Origin of the sequence: Nocardioides bigeumensis, from assembly GCF_039531755.1 — a bacterium.
Classification (GTDB): domain Bacteria; phylum Actinomycetota; class Actinomycetes; order Propionibacteriales; family Nocardioidaceae; genus Nocardioides; species Nocardioides bigeumensis.
Map to the genome: position 1 here is coordinate 699,499 of NZ_BAAAQQ010000013.1, position 18,706 is coordinate 718,204.

The window sequence follows — 18,706 nt, forward strand, 5'->3', positions numbered from 1 at the left end:
GTCGGTTGGTCGATCAGTCCTGGGACTTCTCGATGTCGATCGGTCCGAGCGAGTCGTCGGGACCCTCGATCGGAGCACCGTCGGGGCCGATCGGCGGGCCGGCCTCGATGTCGGCGGTCTCGAACGGCGGCAGGTCCGGCAGTGCGCTGACCTTCTGGCCCTTGAACGTGAACGTCGCCTTCGAGGTGTCGTCGCCGACGGCGCCCTCGACACCCACCACGATGATCTGGCCGGGGCCGATCTCGCCGTAGAGCATCTTCTCGGCCATCACGTCCTCGATCTCGCGCTGGATCGTGCGTCGCAGCGGACGCGCGCCCAGCACCGGGTCGAAGCCCCGCTGCGCCAGGAGGTTCTTGGCGTCCTGGGTCAGCTCCAGCGACATGTCGCGGTCCTTCAACCGCAGCTCGACGCCGGCGATCATGTTGTCGACCATCGCGACGATCTGCTCCTGCGACAGCGGCGGGAACACGATGATCTCGTCGACACGGTTGAGGAACTCGGGCCGGAAGTGCTGCTTGAGCTCGTCGGAGACCTTGTTCTTCATCCGCTCGTAGGACCCAGCGGTGTCGCCGGCCTGGGCGAAGCCGAGGTTCTGGCCCTTGGCGATGTCACGCGTGCCGAGGTTGGTGGTCATGATGATGACGGTGTTCTTGAAGTCGATCACCCGGCCCTGGGAGTCGGTCAGGCGACCTTCCTCCAGGATCTGCAACAGGCTGTTGAAGATGTCGGGGTGCGCCTTCTCGACCTCGTCGAAGAGCACGACCGAGAACGGCTTGCGCCGCACCTTCTCGGTGAGCTGACCACCCTCCTCGTAACCGACGTAGCCCGGAGGCGAGCCGAAGAGGCGGGAGACCGTGTGCTTCTCGCCGAACTCGCTCATGTCGAGCTGGATCAGCGCGTCCTCGTCGCCGAAGAGGAACTCCGCGAGCGTCTTGGACAGCCAGGTCTTGCCGACACCGGACGGGCCGGCGAAGATGAACGAGCCGCCGGGACGCTTGGGGTCCTTGAGGCCCGCACGGGTACGCCGGATCGCGCGGGAGAGTGCCTTGACGGCCTCTTCCTGCCCGATGACCCGGCGGTGGAGCTCGTCCTCCATCTTGAGCAGACGGGTGGACTCCTCCTCCGACAGCTTCACGATCGGGATGCCCGTCGCGACGGCGAGGACCTCGGCGATCAGCTCCTCGTCGACCTCCGCGACCTCGTCCATGTCGCCGGCGCGCCACTGCTTCTCACGCTCCGCCTTGCGGTGCATGAGCTGCTTCTCCTCGTCGCGCAGTCGCGCGGCAGCCTCGAAGTCCTGACCGTCGATGGCGCCTTCCTTGCGCTGCCGCACGTCGGCGATCTTGTCGTCGTACTCGCGCAGGTCCGCGGGCGCGGTCATCCGGCGGATGCGCAGCCGGGAGCCGGCCTCGTCGATGAGGTCGATGGCCTTGTCGGGCAGGAACCGGTCGCTGATGTAGCGGTCGGCCAGCGTCGCCGCCGAGACCAGGGCCTCGTCGGTGATGGTGACGCGGTGGTGCGCCTCGTAGCGGTCGCGCAGGCCCTTGAGCATCTCGATGGTGTGCGCGATCGACGGCTCGGCGACCTGGATCGGCTGGAAGCGGCGCTCGAGCGCGGCGTCCTTCTCGAGGTACTTGCGGTACTCGTCGAGCGTGGTCGCACCGATGGTCTGCAGCTCGCCGCGGGCCAGCATCGGCTTGAGGATCGACGCGGCGTCGATCGCACCCTCGGCCGCACCGGCGCCGACGAGAGTGTGGATCTCGTCGATGAACAGCACGATGTCACCGCGGGTGCGGATCTCCTTGAGCACCTTCTTGAGGCGCTCCTCGAAGTCGCCGCGGTAGCGCGAGCCGGCGACCAGGGCGCCGAGGTCGAGCGTGTAGATGTGCTTGTCCTTGAGCGTCTCGGGAACGTTGCCCTTGACGATGTCCTGCGCCAGGCCGGCCACGATCGTGGTCTTGCCGACGCCGGGCTCACCGATCAGCACCGGGTTGTTCTTGGTACGCCGGCTCAGGATCTGCATGACGCGCTCGATCTCCGGCTCGCGGCCGATGACCGGGTCGAGCTTGCCCTCGCGGGCGGCCTGGGTGAGGTTCTGGCCGAACTGGTCGAGCACCAGCGAGGACGACGGCGCCTCGCCGCCGCTGCCACCGGTGGCCGAGCCCGAGGAGGCCGACTCCTTGCCCTGGAAGCCCGAGAGCAGCTGGATGACCTGCTGGCGGACCCGGTTGAGGTCGGCGCCCAGCTTCTGCAGCACCTGGGCGGCGACGCCCTCGCCCTCACGGATCAGGCCGAGCAGGATGTGCTCGGTGCCGATGTAGGAGTGGCCGAGCTGCAGCGCCTCGCGCAGGGACAGCTCGAGCACCTTCTTGGCGCGAGGGGTGAAGGGGATGTGGCCGGACGGCGCCTGCTGGCCCTGGCCGATGATCTCCTCGACCTGGGCGCGGACCGCCTCCAACGAGATGTCGAGCGACTCCAGCGCCTTGGCGGCGACACCCTCGCCCTCGTGGATCAGGCCGAGCAGGATGTGCTCGGTCCCGATGTAGTTGTGGGAGAGCATGCGGGCCTCTTCTTGGGCCAGCACGACCACCCGTCGGGCTCGGTCAGTGAACCGCTCGAACATCTGCAACTCCTCGCCCTGTGGGGCCAACGTCTCGGTGCGGCGGAATCCTTCGTACGGGTACTGCTCGCACGATGGTTCCAACTCCTCACCCAGCCTACGTGTTCCCGGGTCACTGCCGCCGGGGTCTGCTGACAGCGAACAGCGCCAGGCACGGGTCCAGGCGGGGTCCAGGGATGGGTAACGCCCCCTCAGCGTCGCTCCCGCCCCTGTATATCGGGGCGGGAGCCGTCCTGAAGGGGCGTTACCGAGAAGGGACGCGCGCTAGTTGGCCGCCTCGAAGGCGGCGATGACGTCGGCGGGGACGCGGCCGCGGTCGGAGACCTCGTAGCCGTTGGAGCGGGCCCAGTCGCGGACCTGCTTCGGGTTGGGGCCGGAGCCACCGCCAGAGGACTTGCGGCCGCGACGGCCGGCGCCGGTCACCTTGCGCGCGTGACCGAGGTAGGGCGCAAGGGCGTCACGCAGCTTGCCGGCGTTCTTGTCGTTGAGGTCGATCTCGTAGGTCGCGCCGTCGAGACCGAACGAGATCGTCTCGCTGGCCTCGCTGCCGTCGAGGTCGTCCACGAGGACGATGTTCACCTTCTGAGCCATCGGGTTTAATTCCCTCCCATGCAGTGGTGCCGCTATTACGGCGAATTCACCTTAGTAGGAAACACCCGGTCATGCACATCGAGTCGCAATTAGAGCCGTTTGTCTTGGTAATTGTGAAGAGCGGCTTGACTGATTAGACGTTTCGTTCGAAAACTCGCCGCAATCCGTGCAACGTGAGCCACGGGTCGTGCGCGGTGACGGTCTCGCATTCGGCGACCACCAGGGGCGCCAGAGGTCCGGTAGCGAGCACGGACAGGTCGGTCACTTCGATGCCGAGCTCTCGGGCAATGCGCGCGACAAGGCCGTCGACCTGGCTGGCCGCACCGTAGAGCAGCCCTGACTGCAGGGCCTCCACGGTGTTCTTCGCGACGACCGAGCGCGGCGCCCGGAGCTCGACCTTGCGCAATTGCGCACCGCGTTGTCGCAAGGCGTCGAGAGAGGTCTCGATTCCGGGTGCGATCGCTCCGCCGACGTACTCGCCTTTCGCATTCAACACGTCCAGGGTCGTCGCCGTCCCGAAGTCGACGACGACAGCCGGGCCGCCCGCTATGTCGGCCGCCGCGATCGCATTCACGATCCGGTCGGCCCCGACTTCACGCGGATTGTCGACTCGCACCGGGATCCCGGTGCGAGTTCCGGGTTCGACGAACACGTGCGGCACGTCGGGGAATTCCTTGAGAACCATCTCGCGCCAGGTGCGCTGGATAGCGGGAACCGCGCTGCAGAGCGCGACGCCGTCGACCTCGACGTCGGGACCGGCACGGAGCAGGGCCCGCAGGAGGATGCGCCACTCGTCAGGCGTACGCCGCTCGTCGCTGGCCACGCGCCAGTCGGCGAGGACCCCGCGCCCGTTCACCCTGCGCCCATCCGCTGTGGGACCGTCGCGGTCGAGCAGGCCGAGGACGGAGTGGTCGTTGCCGATCCGGACGGCGAGGAGGGCCACAGGAGCGGTCACCGGGCTACACGTCCTGCAGGTCCATGCCGAGGTCGAGCACGGTCACCGAGTGCGTCAGGGCGCCGACGGAGATGAAGTCGACCCCGGTCTGCGCCACCTCGCGGGCACGCGCCAGCGTGAGCCCGCCCGAGGCCTCCAGCGAGGCCCGGCCCGAGGTGATGCGGACCGCCTCGGCCATCGTCGGGCTGTCCATGTTGTCGAGCAGGATCCGGTCGCACCCGGCGTCGAGCAGCTCGCGGAGCTGGTCTAGGTCGGTGACCTCGACCTCGACCGGCACGCCGGGGTGCGCCGACCGCACGGCGTCGTACGCCGCCACGACCCCGCCGGCGGCGATGACGTGGTTGTCCTTGACCATCGCCATGTCCGAGAGCCCGAAGCGGTGGTTGACCCCGCCGCCGCACCGCACGGCGTACTTCTGCAGCGCCCGCCAGCCGGGCAATGTCTTGCGGGTGTCCAGCACCCGTGCGCGGGTGCCGGCCAGGGCGTCCACCCAGGCGGCCGTCGCGGTGGCCACCCCCGACAGGTGCGAGGCGAAGTTGAGCGCGGTGCGCTCCGCGGTCAGCAGTCCCCGTGTCGGTCCGGCCACGCGCATCACCACGTCACCGGCGGCCACGCGGCTCCCGTCGGGCAACCGGTCGGTGATCTCGACGTCGTCACCGAGCACCTCGTGGAAGACGACGGCGGCGATCCCCAGCCCGGCCACCACGCCCGCCGCGCGAGCCCCGAAGTCGGCCTGCCCACGGGCGTCCGCCGGGATGGTCGACGTGCTGGTCACGTCCACGGACCCGCCGGGGAGGTCCTCCTCCAGCCCGGCGCGCACGTGGGCCAGGACGGCGTCGGGGTCGAGGCCGGCTTCCTCGAGCTCGGCGCGCAGGTCCGCCCTCACGCGACTCCCCCGTCGGTCGGCGGCGCCGGGCGGAAGGTGGTCGCGGTGACGCCGTCGACCAGCACCGTGTCGAGGTGGCCCGCCCAGCGCGCGTCGTCGCGGTCGGGATGGTCCTCGCGCCAGTGCGACCCGCGCGTCTCCTCGCGCAGGCGCGCGGCGTCGGCCAGGGCCAGGCTGAGGGTCACCAGGTTGGTGGTCTCCCACGCGTCCTGGTCGACAGCCGACTCCGCGTCACCGACGAACGACTGGATCGCGTCGAGGGCGTGGGTCAGCCCCTCCGCCGAGCGCAGCACGCCGGCCTCCTCCGTCATCACGGCCTGCAGCCGGCGTCGTACGCCGCCGGCGACGAGTCCCGTCTTGCGGCTGTCCTGCGCCGGCTCCGCCCAGGGGCGCAGCTCACCGGGCAGGACCTCGGCGATGCGCCGGGAGAAGACCAGGCCCTCGAGCAGGGAGTTGGAGGCGAGCCTGTTGGCGCCGTGCACGCCGGAGCAGGCGACCTCGCCGGTGGCGTAGAGGCCGGGAACCGTCGACCTCCCGAAGAGGTCGGTGGCGACACCGCCGGAGGCGTAGTGGCAGGCCGGCGCGACCGGGATCAGCTCGGTGACCGGGTCCACCCCGTGCTCGCGAGCGGTGGCGAGGATGGTCGGGAACCGCCGCTCCCAGAAGCTCGACTCGGCTCGATCACCGCGGCCCAGATGGCGCGCGTCGAGCCACATGTGCGGGTGGCCGGCCTCGTGCATCCGGCGGGTGATCGCCTTGGCCACGACGTCGCGCGGCGCGAGGTCGGCGAGCTCGTGCACGCCCTGCATGAAGCGGTTGCCCTCGAAGTCGACGAGGAAGGCGCCCTCGCCGCGGACGGCCTCGCTGATCAGCGGTTGCTGGCCGTGGGAGTCGGGCCCGAGGTACATGACCGTCGGGTGGAACTGCACGAACTCCAGGTCGCGCAGGGTGGCGCCGGCCCGGAGCGCGAGGCCCATGCCGTCACCCGTCGAGACGGCGGGGTTGGTGGTCTGCGAGAACACCTGGCCCAGTCCGCCCGAGCCGAGCACGACCGCCCGGCAGAGGACGGCGCCGACGCCGTCGCGCTGACCCTCGCCCATGACGTGCAGGGTCACCCCGGCGACGGCGGCCCCGGTGCCGGGCGGGCCGTCCAGCAGCAGGTCGACGGCCAGGGCGTGCTCGACGACCTCGATCTCGGGAGCGCGCTCGACCGCCGCGATCAGCGCTCGTTGGATCTCCGCGCCGGTCGCGTCACCTCCGGCGTGCGCGATCCGGTCGCGGTGGTGGCCACCCTCGCGGGTCAGGCTCAGCTCGCCGTCGGGGTCCTTGTCGAAGACCGTGCCGAGCGCGATCAGCTCGTGCACCGCCGCCGGCCCCTCGGTCACCAGGGCGTGGACGGCGTCGAGGTCACACACCCCCGCGCCGGCGACGAGCGTGTCGCGCTCGTGGTCGGCCGGGGAGTCCTCGGGACCCAGCGCCGCGGCGATCCCGCCCTGCGCCCACTGCGTGGACCCGGCGTTGAGCACGTCCTTGGTGACCACGAGAAGCTTGAGCGCCCGGTCGGCCGCGTGGATGCGCAGCGCGGCGGTGAGCCCGGCGATCCCGGACCCGATGACCACGACGTCCGCGCGGGTGGACCACCCGGGCTCGGGCGCGGTCAGCCGTTGCGGCACCCGCCACCTCGGACTGGTCATCCCCGGACCCTAGTGGTCGCGCGTCGCGCCGAAGGCGAGCGGGACGTTGTCGATCAACCGGGTGGTGCCGACCCTGGCGGCCACCAGCGCGCGCCCCTCGGTCCCAGGGGGTACGTGGACGGGCAGGTCGCCCAGGTCACGGTCGGTGACCGCCACGTAGTCGACCTCGACGCCGTCCGCGTCGTCGAGCACGCCCAGCACTGCCGCCAGGGCCGCGGCCGGGCCGTCGACGGCGGCGGTCTGGGCAGCCCGCAGGGCACGACTCAGGGCCAGCGCCTGGGTGCGCTCGGTCGGCGACAGGTAGCGGTTGCGGCTGCTCAGCGCGAGCCCGTCGGGCTCGCGCACCGTGTCGCCGCCGAGCACCTCGACCCGCAGGCAGAGGTCGGCCGACATGCGGCGGACGAGCACGAGCTGCTGGTAGTCCTTCTGCCCGAACACCGTCACGTCAGGGCGGACCAGCCCGAAGAGCTTGGCCACCACCGTCAGCACGCCGCGGAAGTGACCTGGCCGGCTGGCCCCTTCGTAGCGCTCGGCGAGGGATCCCGGCTCGACGGTCACGGCGTCCACGGTGGCCGAGCCCGTCGAGACCCCGCGGGGATACACCTCCTCGACCGACGGCGCGAACACCACGTCCACGCCCTCGCGCGCACACATGGCCAGGTCGTCGTCGAGGGTGCGGGGGTAGCGGTCGAGGTCCTCGCCGGCTCCGAACTGCGTGGGGTTCACGAAGATCGAGACCACGACGGGGCCGTCGTCGACGAGCTGGCGGACGCGGGCCATCAGGCTGGCGTGGCCGGCGTGCAGCGCGCCCATGGTGGCGACGAAGCCGACCCGTCGGCCCGCGGCTCGCGCGGGGGCGAGCACTGCGTCGAGCTCGGCGCGCGTGGTCGTGACCACGGGCCCGTCGCTGGGCGGGGTGGCCATCTGGGGCGGGGTCAGCGCTGCTCGCGGCGCACCACAGCCGCGAGGCGGGTGGCCCCGCTGGCGAGCGGTCCGGCGACGGCGGCCTCGAGCAGTCGCCGGATCTTGGCGGCGCGGATCGGCAGCACCCGGCCGTCGGTGACGACCCGGTCGAGGGTGTCGCCGGCCAGCGCGACGTACGACGGCAGGGTGTGCGGCGCGACGGCCGCGACCTCCTGCAGGTGGGCCTCGACGGTGCCGGCGTCGCCGCGGACCATGGGGCCGGTGAGCGCCGCGTCGCCGTCGTGGAGGGCGTTGTCGAGGGCCGCGGTGAGCAGCGGCCGGAGGGTGTCGGCCGGGTCGTACCCCGCTTGAGCGGGATCGTCGGCGGCGACGGCGGACAGCATCTCGCGCGCCTGCGCGACCAGGGTGACCAGGTGGTTGGCGCCGTGTGCGAGGGCTGCGTGGTAGAGCGCGCGACGCTCCTCCGGCACCCACATGGGGCTGCCCCCGAGGTCGGCGACCAGGTCGTGGGCGACCTCGCGCTCGTCGGCGCCGGCGGTCACGCCGAAGACGCAGCCCAGCAGCCGCGGCAGGTCGACCTCGGTGCCGGTGAAGGTCATCGCCGGGTGCATCGCGATGGTGCGCGCACCCACGGCGGCTGCCTCCGAGAGCACGCCGAGACCGTGGCGACCCGAGGTGTGCAGGACCAGCTGTCCCGATCGGATGGCGCCGCTCGCACTCAGCATGTTGGCGACGTTGGCGAGCATGTCGTCGGGCACGGTCAGCACGAGGAGGTCGGCCTGGCGGGCGACCGCCGTGGGCTTCTCGACCGGCACGCCGGGCAGCAGCGCGGCGGCACGACGGCGCGAGGCGTCGGACTCGCCGGCGACCGCGACGATCTCGTGGCCGGCGGACCGGAGAGCAGCGGCCAGGACGGAGCCGACGCGGCCGGCCCCGATCACGCCCACGCGCAGGGAAGCCCCGGATCGGGTCATCTGTGTCACCTTTCGTTCCAGTCCACTCATGGGTACCGGACTACTTGACGATCAACTCAACGCAAGGTTACGGGGGCGTCTTCCGCGCGTGAACCGGAGCGATACGTGCCCTGCGTCACACGCTTCATGGCCGGCAGCACCGTGCGGACCACGTGGTCGACCACGTGCACCCCGTCAGGGGCCGTCACCTCCAGGACGCCCTCGGGCACCTCTCCCTCGCGAAGCGCATGGAACACCTCCCACTCGCGGCGCTTGCGCTGCGTGCGCCACGAACCCGCCGGATCGGCGAACGACGCCGGATCGGTCCAGTGCGCGAACTCGTCGCCCGCAAGGTGCTTGAGCTCGACGCAGAGCAGGTCGGGCAGCGCCACGCGGCGTACCTGCGCCGGCGTACGCCGGATCTCCCACTCGAACGCCTTGGCGTAGACGAAGTCCGGTCCGGTCGGGAAGCCCCACTCCTCGCGGTTGCGCCAGCCCAGGTCGAGCCAGCCGCGTCGGTCGTCCTCGAGCGGATCAGGGAGGAACAACCCGTGGCGCGGCATCCGCACCACGACCGGCTCGCGGCCGACCTGCCAGCCGAGGTCGCGCAGCGACAGCTCACCCTCACGCGTCAGGACCATGTCGCCGTCCCACTTCCAGGAGTACGCCGTGGTGACCTGCGCGAAGGCCCAGTTGTAGAAGTAGCTCAGCGAGTGCACGGACCGCTCGTGGACCTCGAGGTGCTCGGCGCCCGCGCGGGCGACGGCGAAGGGGTAGTCGCGCACCGTCAGCCGCTCGCCCAGCCCGAGCGAGCGCGCCGTCTCGATCGCCACCTCGGCGGTGCCGTCGGTCGACCCGTTGTCGACGAGCAGCACGGCGTCGGTGCAACGCAGCAGGGGCGGCAGCACGAAGGGCAGGTTCGCGGCCTCGTCCTTCACCCGCAGCACGGCGGTCGCGCCTCGCCGCAGCCGGTCGTCGCGCTCCCACGGCCACGTGATGTCGAAGTCGTCGTGCCCCTCGAGGTTGCGCAGGCTCATCGGGTCGGGGTCACCGCTGCTTGCCCAGCGCCTTCCGCAGACCCCGGCGCAGGGCCGGCGGGATGGCGGCGCGCAGCCCGTGCGGCACCCGGTCCACCAGGCTGGTCTCCCCCAGCGACGGAGACCCGCCGCGGTCGACCGTGCCGCCGGGCACGCCGCCGCCCGCCCGCGCGGTCGCCGCCACGACGGTCGAGCGGCTGATCGCCTCGGACTCGGCGTAGAGGTCGACGTACGCCGCCAGCAGCTGGTCGAGGGTCGCGCGGCGCTCGGCGTTGTCCCCTGCGGGCTCGACCAGGGCGTCGAGCTCGCGCCAGGACTCCTCGGTGATCTCACGCAGCCGCGCCGGCAGGTCGAGCTCGTCGAGGGTGACGGTGATCCGCCGCAGGCTCGGGTCGATGAAGCGGTGCCCGTCGCGCACCTGCTCGCTGCGGGCGTCGAGCACATGACGCAGGTCGAGGGTCCGGCCGACGTGCTGGGTGGTGCGCACCCAGTCGTCCAGCAGGTCGGCGTACCGCACGAACGCGCGGTCGGTGTCGCGCGTCGCGAGCTCGGTGTGCAGCAGCATGTTGACCCAGCTGGCCACGAGGTGGGCAGCGCCCAGCTTGTTGTTGTAGTACTTCGCCCGGCTGCCCGCGACCTCGGCCGGCGGTCGCAGCATGGTCGCCACGACCGGGCGGGCCTGCGCCCGCTCCGCCGCGACCCGCCAGAGCCCCAGGAACCAGCTCAGCCGCGGGTCCTTCACGACGAGCTCGGGGTGGTCCGCGAGATGGCCCTCGAGCCACGAGGCGACCGTGGCCCGCTCCTCGTCGCTCGCGGCGAGCTGCCCGGTGTCGAACCACGCCTGCGGCCGCGCGTCGCCGACGGCGACGCCCGCCCGGGCGAGCAGCCGGTCGTGGTGGTCGACCGCCCAGCGGGGCTCGCCGAAGCCCTTGGGGTTCGACGCGTCCGCGGCCACCTCGGGCTGCGGGACGTGCATCCCGAGGATCTGCAGGAGGACGGCCAGCGTGCTGGTGCCGCTGCGGCCGGCCCCGGCGACCAGGAGGACCGTGCGGGGGTACGTCGCCGGGTCCGGCGGTCCCGTCTGCTCGCTCACGACCCAGAGCCTAGGGCTCCGCGGCGGCTCCTCCGTTGCGGCCATGTCCACCAGGGGGGGCGGCTAGGGTCCGGGCATGCGATGGCGCCGGCGATCCGAGGGCGACCTGGGGTCGGCTGCCCCAACCGGGCGGGACGAGGGTCGGCACGAGGGTCGGCACGAGGGGCGGCACGAGGGTCGGCTCAGCGTGGTGATGCCGGCGTACAACGTCGCGGGGTACCTGCCCGCCGCGCTCGACAGCGTGCTCGGCCAGGACCTCAGCGAGGTCGGGACCGAGCTCGAGCTCGTGGTCGTCGACGACGGCTCGACCGACGAGAGCGGTGAGATCGCGGACTTCTACGCCTCCCGCGACCCGCGCGTGCGGGTGGTGCACACGGACAACCACGGCCTGGGTGCGGCCCGCAACGAGGGTGCGCGGCACGCGACCGGAGACCTGCTGGCCTTCTGCGACTCAGACGACGTCGTGCCGCTCGGCACCTACGCCACCCTCGTGGCGACCCTGGGCGTCACCGGCTCCGACTTCGTCACCGGCAGCATCGCGCGGCTGGAGTCCGACCCCGCGGGCCGGCCGGTGCTCACCGAGCCGCCCTGGATGCACCGCCTGCACAACCCGCCGCGCGCCCGGATCGAGGCCCGCGAGCACCCCGAGATCCTGGGCGACGTCTTCGCGTGGAACAAGCTCTTCCGCCGGCCCTTCTGGGACGAGCAGGAGCTGGTCTGGCCCGAGGGCGTGCGCTACGAGGACCAGCCGACGACCACCCGCGCCTACCTGGCGGGACGCTTCGACGTGATCCCCGACGTCGTCTACCACTGGCGGATCAGGCGCGACGGCTCGTCGATCACCCAGCAGCGCTCGTCGGTGCAGGACCTCGCCGACCGGATGACGACCAAGCTGATGGCGCTCGACGCGGTCACGGCGTACGACGACCAGACGACCAGCCGGATCTTCCTGGACCGCGTGCTGGCCGGCGACCTGCACCGCTACTTCACCGAGATCCCCGGTTGCTCCGACGACTGGTGGGCGCTGCTGCGCGAGGGGATCGGCGAGATCTGGGGGCTGCACTCGCTGGTGAACAGCGGGCTCCCCCCGGCGCACCGGCTCACGGCCTGGCTGGTCGAGCAGGGTCGACGCGAGGACGCCGCCGCCGTCATGACGTACGTCGCCGGGCTGTCAGGGCCGTTCCCCCGCACCAGCGGGGGCGGGCCCGCGCGCCTGGACCTCACCGAGGTCGACCGCCTCACCGGCGGTCGCCTCGGTGACGTCCCGAGCGCCGCGATCGCACTACGCGACCACGAGTGACTAGCCGAGCAAACCCTCCGACTGCAGGAAGTCCGCCGCCACGTCCTCGACCTTCTCGCGGTCGACGGAGACCCGGCCGTTGAGCTCGGTGAGCTTCTCGGTGGTCAGCGCGGCCATCAGCGGGTTGAGCACGTCGGCGATGTCGGGGTGCTCGTCGAGGAACGCCTGGCTGACCGCCGGCACGAGGTTCTGAGCCGGCTGGATCTGCTTGTCGTCGTCGAGCACGACGAGGCCCTGCGACTCCAGGGAGCCGTCGGTGGTGCTGGTCTCGCCCAGCTCCGACTCCCCGTCGAGCACGGACTTGTAGGTCTGCGCGCTGGCGTACCCCAGCGGGAGCACCTCGGTCACGTCGATGCCGTACTCGTCGGACAGCCCGCCCTCGCAGTCGAGGCGGCCCTCGCAGTCGGGCGCCGCCGCGAGAGTCACCGACTCGCCCTCGAGGTCGGACAGCTTGGTGACGCCGTTGGCGTCGCTGTAGTCCTGCGTCACGAAGAACGCGTTGGTGTCGGTGGCCTCGGAGATGTCGAGCAGCTCGATGCCGGCGTCGGCGAGCAGCTGCTCGCCCTGGTCGGCGAGCTCGCCGCCGTCACCTGCCTCGAAGGGCTCGGCGTCGTCGCCGTTGGCCTGGGCGTTGAGGAAGTTGACGATGCCGCCGACGTACTCGGGAACGATGTCGACGCTCTTGCCGATCTCGGTGGCGTAGCCGTCGCGCGAGTCGACCAGCTTGACGGTGGGCTCGTAGCCGGCGTCGGCCAGGAGCTGTTCGTACATGGCCGCGACCAGCGCCGCCTCGTCGAAGCTCTGGCCCGAGATGGAGACGGGGCCCTTGCTCTCGGAGGCCGAGCTGCCCCCGTCGTCCGGTGCGTCGTCGCCCTCGGAGGAGAGGTCGTCGCCGGCACAGCCGGCCAGCAGCAGAGCGCCGGCGGCGATGGCCACCGCGAGAGTGTGGCGTACGTGCCGACGGGTCCGGGCGGGCCGGATGGAGTGGAGCGTCTTCATGTGTGTCACCTTCTGTGTCCCGCCGGCGTGATCTACGCCGACGCGTGTCCGGTCGATTCGGGCAGGACAACTCCCGAGAGCCCGTAGAACTTCCCGCCGCCGCGGCTTCCCGCCGGTCAGGTGGCGGGTTGGGGAACGGGTACCCCCTTTCGGCTTGTGGAAGCCGCGCGCGCGGGTGTCGCCGCGCGCTGGGCGACGGCAGCGAGGATCTCGAGGACGAGGGCGACCAGGGCGACCACGATCGCGCCGGCGATGCCCTTGCCGTAGTTGGTGCGGAAGAAGCCGTCGGTGATGATGCGGCCGAGGCCGGGACCGGCGACGAGGGCGGCGATCGTCGCCGTCGCCCAGATCTGGACCAGCGCCAGGCGCAGGCCCGAGACGATCAGCGGCATCGCCAGCGGCAGCTCGACCCGGAAGAATCGCTGCGACCCCGTCATGCCCATGCCGCGCGCGGACTCCTTGATGTCGGCGGGCACCTCGCGGATGGCGACGTAGGCGTTGGTGATCACGGGCGGCAGCCCGAAGAGAGTCAGCGCCAGCAGAGTCGCCAGCCCGGCACGGCCGTAGGCCCCGAAGTCGCCGTCGCCCGGAAAATCGAGGGTGACGAAGAGTGCGAGCAGGGCGAAGGTGGGGATCGCGCGGCCGATGTTGCTGACGTTGATCGCCAGGAACCCGCCGCGGCCGTGGTGGCCGAGCCACAGCGCGATCGGCAGCCCGATGGCCATGGCCAGGCCGAGGGCGGTCGCGGTGAGCAAGAGCTGCTGGAGCAGCAGCTGGAGCATGCCGCCGTCGCCGGACCAGTTGGCGCCGGTCGTGAGGTAGTCCCATGCGTCGGAGAGGACGGTCATGTCGTGACGCCTCTCGTCCACGGGGTGAGGAGTCGTTGGGCTCCGACCAGCACCACGTCGAAGAGGACCGCCAGGATCACGCAGAGCACCGAGGCGGCCAGCAGCTGGGCGTGGAAGTCGGTGTTGACGCCGTTCTTGATGAGGTTGCCGAGCCCGCCGTAGGCCACCAGCGAGCCGACCGTCGTGAGCGCCACCGTGGACACGGTCGCCACCCGGAGCCCGGCCATGATGACCGGCAGCGCGAGGGGCAGCTCGATGCGGAACAGCCGCTTGGTCGCGCCGTAGCCGAGACCGGTCGCGGACTCACGCACGTCGTCGGGCACGGACCTGAGCCCGTCGAGCATGCTGCGGACGAGGACGGTCAGCGCGTAGAGCGCCAGGCCGATCACCACGGTCGTAGCGCTCAAGCCGGTGAACGGCAGGAGCAGCGGGAAGAGCGCCAGCGAGGGGATGGTGTAGATGCCCGTGCTGACGCCGAGGACGGTCGACTCGAGCCGTGGGTAGCGCCGGGCGGTCAGCGCCAGCGGGAAGGCGATCACCAGGCCCAGGAGCACCGACACGAGGGTGAGACCGAGGTGCTCAAGGGTCGCGTCGACCAGCTCCGCCTGGCGGTCCTCGACGTACTGCCAGCAGAACCAGTCGTTGGTCAGCCGGCTGTAGCACGTCGATCCCCCGGCCTGCTCGACTGCCGCCAGTAGGGTCACGGCCATGGACGCTACCTCGGACCGCCGACAGTCCGGGTCTCGGAGAGATGACGATCCGATGATCAATCTCTCGGGAGTCGGCAAGACGTACGACGACGGCACGGTCGCGGTCCACGAGCTGGACCTCGAGATCGGCCGCGGCGAGCTGGTCGTGCTGGTCGGGCCGTCCGGCTGCGGCAAGTCCACGACGCTCAAGATGATCAACCGGCTGATCGAGCCGACCACCGGGCGCATCGAGATCGACGGCGTCGACGTGACCCGGCAGGACCCGGTCCAGCTGCGGCGCGGCATCGGCTACGTCATCCAGCAGGTGGGGCTCTTCCCCCACCAGAAGGTCGTCCGCAACGTGATGACCGTGCCGCTGCTCTACGGCGAGTCCAAGCCAACCGCCCGCAAGCGGGCGCTGGAGCTGATGGAGCTGGTGGGGCTCGACCCGGCGACGTACGCCGACCGCTATCCGCACCAGCTGTCCGGCGGCCAGCGTCAGCGCGTCGGCGTGGCCCGGGCGCTCGCGGCGAACCCGCCCGTGCTGCTCATGGACGAGCCCTTCGGCGCCGTCGACCCGGTCGTGCGCACCCGCCTGCAGGACGAGTTCCTCCGGCTCCAGCGCGACCTCGGCAAGACCGTCGTCCTGGTCACCCACGACATCGACGAGGCCGTGCGGATGGGCGACCGGGTCGCGATCTTCGCGGTCGGCGGCCGCCTCGCCCAGTACGGCACCCCCGCCCAGCTCCTCGCCCACCCCGCCGACGACTTCGTGGCCGACTTCGTGGGCTCGACCAAGGGCCTGCGCCGCCTCACCGTCACCCAGATCGACCCCTCCCACCTCGAGCCACTCGACGGCGTCGCGACGGGCGACCTCGCCGGTGCCATCGACGTCGACGCCACCCTGGAGGAGGCCTTGGCCGCGCTCCTGCGCGAGGACAAGAACGTGATCGGGGTCAAGCAGGGCGCGACGTTCCTCGGCGTGCTGACGCCCAACGGGATCCACCGGGCGCTCCGGGAGAGCCTCAAGACTCGTTGAGTTGGCCGAAATGGCCCCTCGAGTTGGCCCGAATGGCCCCTGTCACCGCCGTGCGGCGCTCATCCAGGGGCCATTCGGGCCAACTCGAGGGGCCATTTCAGCCAACTCAACTAAGAGATCAGGCGAGCTTGGACTCCTGGCTGGCCACGCCCTGCCACGCGAGGATCTCGGCCTGCAGCACCTCGACCTCCGACTCGAGCTCGGCGACGCGGACGATGGCCTCGGCGGCGCGCTCGTCGGCCTCCTCGAGACGACGGGTCAGGTCGGTGCCCTCGGCCTCGGCGAGGTCGGCACGTCGGGCTTCGGCGTTGCGCTTGCGGGTGGCCTCGGCGGCGCGGCGCTGCGCGGCGACCAGGGCCTCCTCGAGCTCGTGCAGGGCGGACTCGCGGTCGGCCAGGCGCGTGGTCAGGTGACCGGCCGCCTCGGCGTGCTCGGCGACCCGCGAGGCGTCGAGGGCGACGTACTCCTTGGCCAGGCGGACCCGGTCGCGGCCGGCCTCGCGGCGCGACTCCATCAGCTCGGAGTGGGTGATGCGGGTGGCTGCGGCGCCGAGGAGCACGGCGACGACGGCAGAGCCGGCCAGCAGGCCGGACACGTTGTCCAGCACGCCCCAGGTGACCAGGGCGGCGGCGATCACGAGCAGCGTGACCGCAGTGACCAGACGCGTGCTGCGCTGGCGGCGACGAGCCTTCGGGGAAGTCATGGGAGCAGGCTAGGACGCATCGTCCGCCTCAGGGACCCGACACGCACGCTCCAGCCACAACGACATCATCAGCACCAACAGCCCCCCGAGTCCCGCCAGCCCCGAACGGAGCGCCCGCTGGGAGGCGAGCTCGGCGCCCACGCCGAGCCAGGACAGCGCGTAGCCGAGGTACCCGCCAGCCACGAACGCCCCTGCCAGAGCGCTCGCGCGGGCCAGCACCAGCCGGTTGACCAGGCGGTGCGCCTCGGGGCGCCCGGCCGGCGCGTCGCGCAGCACCCGGCGCGTGTGCCACACCAGCAGCCCGAGGATGCCCGCAGCCAGGAACAGCACCGCGGGCTGGGTCCAGGTGACCAGGGGGCCGGTGCTGCCGGCGTACGACGCCACCCGCCGCACCAGCCAGCCGCAGACGAGCCCGGCGCAGAGCGCCAGGACGATCGCGCCAGGGCCGAGCTGCCGCAGCGTTCCGGGGGGCGACGGCGACCTCTCTCCGTCGGACTCCTCCGGCGGGTCGGGCTGGTCCCTCACACCCTCACTGGAGCTCCAGCTCCAGGTCGTCGCGCCGGGTGACCACCGAGCGGTCGGTCTTCTCGAGCAGGTCGGCGATGGCGTCGCCGCCTGGGAAGACCGCGTCGGGCTCGACGTCGTACCAGGGCTGGAGCACGAAGGCGCGCTCGTGCGCCCGGGGGTGCGGCAGCCGGAGCTCGTCGGTGTCGCTGCGCCGGTCGCCGACGACGATGAGGTCGACGTCGAGGGTGCGGGGCGCGTTGCGCACGTCGGTCCGCTCGCGGTCGAAGGCGTCCTCGATGGCGAGGGCGCGGTCGAGCAGCCGGGGGGCGGAGAGGGTCGTGTCGATCAGCACGACGGCGTTGAGGTAGAGACCCGAGTCGTCGGTGGCCTGGATGGGCTCGGTCTCGTAGACCGGCGAGATGGCCGTGACGAACACGTCGGGGGTGTCCTTGAGGGCGTCGACGGCGCCCTGCAGCGAGGTGAGCCGCTCGCCCAGGTTGGAGCCGAGGGCGAGCACAGCGCGCCGGATGGGCCGCATCTCACCGGTGATGGTGTCGGCGTCGACAATGTGCGGGTTGGGGGTTTCGGTCACGTCAGGCCCCGCCTTTTCTAGTGATCGTCAGCGCGACGTCCGAGTACGTCGCGTCGATGGGCGCGTCCGGCTTGTGGACCGTGACACGGGCCCATTCAACACGAGCGTCCGAAACGCCCCCCTGTGACAAACAGAGTTCCGCGATCCGCGCGGCCAGCGTCTCGATCAGGTCGACCGGGTCCCGCTCCACGGCGGCCTTCACCGCCGCGACGAGACTTCCGTAGTCGACCGTCTCCTGCAAGTCGTCCGAGGCCGCCGCAGGCGCGGTGTCCAGGCCGAGCGTGAGGTCGATCACGAAGACCTGGCCATCGCGTCGTTCGAAGTCGAAGACCCCGTGGTGGCCGTAGCACTCGATGCCGGTGATGGACAGCTCGTCGGTCATCCTCGATCCTCCTGGTCTCGACTGTGCGCTCGCTTCGCTCGCTGCTCGACCAGCGGAGGTCGGGTCAGCCGGTCGACGACGGCGAGGGCGTCGCGGGTGCCGCGGACGTCGTGCACGCGCACCCCCCACACCGGCGCAGGTTGCAGCGCCAGCCACGTCGTGATCGCCAGGGTGGCGTCGTCGCGCTCGGTCGGCGGACGCAGGGCTCCCCGGTCGCCGAGCAGCCGGCCCACGAACGACTTGCGGCTGGCCCCGACCAGGAGCGGGAGCCCCAGACCCGCGAGGACGTCCAGCCCGCGCAGGAGGGACCAGTCGTGGTCGGGCTTCTTGGCGAAGCCGAGGCCGGGGTCGAGCACCAGCCGTGACCGGTCGACGCCCGCGGCCTCGATCGACTCGACCCGCGCCTGGAGCTCGGCATGGACGATGCTGACCACACCGCCGTCCTCGGCGTCGTAGACGGCGAAGTCAGCCATGTTGTGGCTGTGCGCACGCCAGTGCATCGCGACGTACGTCGCCTCGCTGGCCGCGACGACCGGCAGCATCCGCTCGTCGGCCAGACCGCCGGACACGTCGTTGACGATCCGCGCCCCTGCGGCGATCGCGCGCTCGGCCACCTCCGCGCGCATCGTGTCGACCGAGACGGTGACGCCGGCGGCGGCGAGCGCCTCGATCACCGGGATCACCCGGCCGAGCTCGTCGGTGACCAGCGGCCGGGTCGCCCCGGGGCGGGTGGACTCCCCGCCGACGTCGACGATGTCGGCGCCCTCGTCGACCAGCTGCAGCGCGTGCGCGATGGCGGACTCGGCGTCGTCCCACAGACCGCCGTCCGAGAAGGAGTCAGGGGTCACGTTGACGACCCCCATGACCAACATGGGCCCGAGGCTAGTGGAGAGG

19 protein-coding genes are annotated in these 18,706 nt (G+C 71.6%); 2 read left to right on the forward strand and 17 right to left on the reverse strand.

All coding sequences use genetic code 11. The features are described 5' to 3' along the window. Window positions 1–13: 13 nt before the first annotated feature. From ABD295_RS17620 to ABD295_RS17660, 9 genes are all read right to left on the reverse strand, one after another. Window positions 14–2,623 (reverse strand): ATP-dependent Clp protease ATP-binding subunit, encoded by a 2,610-nt coding sequence (locus ABD295_RS17620; RefSeq protein WP_344305114.1) that lies wholly within the window; start codon window positions 2,621–2,623, stop codon window positions 14–16. Window positions 2,624–2,884: 261 nt separating this feature from the next. Continuing rightward, window positions 2,885–3,211 (reverse strand): histone-like nucleoid-structuring protein Lsr2, encoded by a 327-nt coding sequence (locus ABD295_RS17625; protein WP_344305115.1) that lies wholly within the window; start codon window positions 3,209–3,211, stop codon window positions 2,885–2,887. 133 nt (window positions 3,212–3,344) lie between these two features. Beyond that, window positions 3,345–4,154, reverse strand: coding sequence for a type III pantothenate kinase (locus ABD295_RS17630; RefSeq protein WP_344305116.1), 810 nt, complete (start codon window positions 4,152–4,154; stop codon window positions 3,345–3,347). Between the two features lie 16 nt (window positions 4,155–4,170). Continuing rightward, window positions 4,171–5,052, reverse strand: a complete 882-nt coding sequence (gene nadC, locus ABD295_RS17635; RefSeq protein ID WP_344305117.1) for a carboxylating nicotinate-nucleotide diphosphorylase — start codon at window positions 5,050–5,052, stop codon at window positions 4,171–4,173. Then, on the reverse strand, window positions 5,049–6,746 hold the full coding sequence (locus tag ABD295_RS17640; RefSeq protein WP_344305118.1) for an L-aspartate oxidase: 1,698 nt from the start codon (window positions 6,744–6,746) through the stop codon (window positions 5,049–5,051). The genes nadC and ABD295_RS17640 overlap by 4 nt, the downstream gene beginning before the upstream one ends. Before the next feature lie 9 nt (window positions 6,747–6,755). After that, entirely contained in the window at window positions 6,756–7,670 is a 915-nt protein-coding gene (gene panC, locus ABD295_RS17645) for a pantoate--beta-alanine ligase (RefSeq protein WP_344305119.1), read from the reverse strand. An 11-nt stretch (window positions 7,671–7,681) separates the two neighbouring features. Then, window positions 7,682–8,644, reverse strand: a complete 963-nt coding sequence (locus ABD295_RS17650; protein ID WP_344305120.1) for a Rossmann-like and DUF2520 domain-containing protein — start codon at window positions 8,642–8,644, stop codon at window positions 7,682–7,684. A gap of 56 nt (window positions 8,645–8,700) precedes the next feature. Continuing rightward, on the reverse strand, window positions 8,701–9,660 hold the full coding sequence (locus tag ABD295_RS17655) for a glycosyltransferase family protein (protein WP_344305121.1): 960 nt from the start codon (window positions 9,658–9,660) through the stop codon (window positions 8,701–8,703). A 10-nt stretch (window positions 9,661–9,670) separates the two neighbouring features. Continuing rightward, a complete protein-coding gene (locus ABD295_RS17660; protein ID WP_344305122.1) occupies window positions 9,671–10,753 on the reverse strand; it encodes a sulfotransferase family protein in 1,083 nt (360 codons plus the stop codon). A 76-nt stretch (window positions 10,754–10,829) separates the two neighbouring features. On the opposite strand from ABD295_RS17660, the gene ABD295_RS17665 reads away from it, so the two are divergent. Beyond that, window positions 10,830–12,053 (forward strand): glycosyltransferase family 2 protein, encoded by a 1,224-nt coding sequence (locus ABD295_RS17665; protein ID WP_344305123.1) that lies wholly within the window; start codon window positions 10,830–10,832, stop codon window positions 12,051–12,053. On the opposite strand, the gene ABD295_RS17670 is transcribed toward ABD295_RS17665, so the two are convergent. The 3 genes from ABD295_RS17670 to ABD295_RS17680 all read right to left on the reverse strand — a co-directional run bounded on the left by ABD295_RS17670 (window position 12,054) and on the right by ABD295_RS17680 (window position 14,610). Beyond that, entirely contained in the window at window positions 12,054–13,052 is a 999-nt protein-coding gene (locus tag ABD295_RS17670) for an ABC transporter substrate-binding protein (protein ID WP_344305124.1), read from the reverse strand. It abuts the gene before it with no gap. A gap of 116 nt (window positions 13,053–13,168) precedes the next feature. After that, the gene (locus ABD295_RS17675) at window positions 13,169–13,900 is read right to left on the reverse strand and encodes an ABC transporter permease (protein ID WP_344305125.1); all 732 of its coding nucleotides are present in this window, start codon (window positions 13,898–13,900) and stop codon (window positions 13,169–13,171) included. Then, on the reverse strand, window positions 13,897–14,610 hold the full coding sequence (locus tag ABD295_RS17680; protein ID WP_344305126.1) for an ABC transporter permease: 714 nt from the start codon (window positions 14,608–14,610) through the stop codon (window positions 13,897–13,899). The genes ABD295_RS17675 and ABD295_RS17680 overlap by 4 nt, the downstream gene beginning before the upstream one ends. Window positions 14,611–14,662: 52 nt before the next feature. Between ABD295_RS17680 and ABD295_RS17685 the strand changes: the two genes are divergently transcribed. Beyond that, a complete protein-coding gene (locus tag ABD295_RS17685; RefSeq protein WP_344305127.1) occupies window positions 14,663–15,628 on the forward strand; it encodes an ABC transporter ATP-binding protein in 966 nt (321 codons plus the stop codon). Between the two features lie 118 nt (window positions 15,629–15,746). Here the strand turns inward: ABD295_RS17685 and ABD295_RS17690 are convergent, their stop codons facing one another. Genes ABD295_RS17690 through folP form a run of 5 tightly spaced genes read right to left on the reverse strand, consistent with a single transcriptional unit; the run spans window position 15,747 to window position 18,684 of the window. Further along, window positions 15,747–16,331: a hypothetical protein gene (locus ABD295_RS17690; protein WP_344305128.1), complete on the reverse strand. Its 585-nt coding sequence runs from the start codon at window positions 16,329–16,331 to the stop codon at window positions 15,747–15,749. 9 nt (window positions 16,332–16,340) lie between these two features. After that, the gene (locus ABD295_RS17695; protein ID WP_344305129.1) at window positions 16,341–16,856 is read right to left on the reverse strand and encodes a DUF3180 domain-containing protein; all 516 of its coding nucleotides are present in this window, start codon (window positions 16,854–16,856) and stop codon (window positions 16,341–16,343) included. Window positions 16,857–16,860: 4 nt separating this feature from the next. Beyond that, window positions 16,861–17,430 (reverse strand): 2-amino-4-hydroxy-6-hydroxymethyldihydropteridine diphosphokinase, encoded by a 570-nt coding sequence (gene folK, locus ABD295_RS17700; RefSeq protein ID WP_344305130.1) that lies wholly within the window; start codon window positions 17,428–17,430, stop codon window positions 16,861–16,863. A gap of 1 nt (window position 17,431) precedes the next feature. Then, complete coding sequence (gene folB, locus ABD295_RS17705; RefSeq protein WP_344305131.1) at window positions 17,432–17,812, reverse strand: dihydroneopterin aldolase; 381 nt, start codon at window positions 17,810–17,812, stop codon at window positions 17,432–17,434. After that, window positions 17,809–18,684 (reverse strand): dihydropteroate synthase, encoded by an 876-nt coding sequence (gene folP, locus ABD295_RS17710; protein WP_344305132.1) that lies wholly within the window; start codon window positions 18,682–18,684, stop codon window positions 17,809–17,811. The genes folB and folP overlap by 4 nt, the downstream gene beginning before the upstream one ends. Between the last annotated feature and the right edge of the window lie 22 nt (window positions 18,685–18,706).

Bases quoted from the DNA above. Each gene is read 5' to 3' on its own strand.
- ABD295_RS17685 (WP_344305127.1), top strand. From the start codon at position 14,663: ATGATCAATCTCTCGGGAGTCGGCAAGACGTACGACGACGGCACGGTC.
- ABD295_RS17670 (WP_344305124.1), bottom strand. From the start codon at position 13,052: ATGAAGACGCTCCACTCCATCCGGCCCGCCCGGACCCGTCGGCACGTA.
- ABD295_RS17665 (WP_344305123.1), top strand. From the start codon at position 10,830: ATGCGATGGCGCCGGCGATCCGAGGGCGACCTGGGGTCGGCTGCCCCA.
- folB (WP_344305131.1), bottom strand. From the start codon at position 17,812: ATGACCGACGAGCTGTCCATCACCGGCATCGAGTGCTACGGCCACCAC.
- ABD295_RS17690 (WP_344305128.1), bottom strand. From the start codon at position 16,331: ATGACTTCCCCGAAGGCTCGTCGCCGCCAGCGCAGCACGCGTCTGGTC.
- folP (WP_344305132.1), bottom strand. From the start codon at position 18,684: ATGTTGGTCATGGGGGTCGTCAACGTGACCCCTGACTCCTTCTCGGAC.
- ABD295_RS17680 (WP_344305126.1), bottom strand. From the start codon at position 14,610: ATGGCCGTGACCCTACTGGCGGCAGTCGAGCAGGCCGGGGGATCGACG.
- ABD295_RS17625 (WP_344305115.1), bottom strand. From the start codon at position 3,211: ATGGCTCAGAAGGTGAACATCGTCCTCGTGGACGACCTCGACGGCAGC.
- panC (WP_344305119.1), bottom strand. From the start codon at position 7,670: ATGGCCACCCCGCCCAGCGACGGGCCCGTGGTCACGACCACGCGCGCC.
- ABD295_RS17640 (WP_344305118.1), bottom strand. From the start codon at position 6,746: ATGACCAGTCCGAGGTGGCGGGTGCCGCAACGGCTGACCGCGCCCGAG.
- ABD295_RS17675 (WP_344305125.1), bottom strand. From the start codon at position 13,900: ATGACCGTCCTCTCCGACGCATGGGACTACCTCACGACCGGCGCCAAC.
- ABD295_RS17620 (WP_344305114.1), bottom strand. From the start codon at position 2,623: ATGTTCGAGCGGTTCACTGACCGAGCCCGACGGGTGGTCGTGCTGGCC.
- ABD295_RS17650 (WP_344305120.1), bottom strand. From the start codon at position 8,644: ATGACCCGATCCGGGGCTTCCCTGCGCGTGGGCGTGATCGGGGCCGGC.
- ABD295_RS17655 (WP_344305121.1), bottom strand. From the start codon at position 9,660: ATGAGCCTGCGCAACCTCGAGGGGCACGACGACTTCGACATCACGTGG.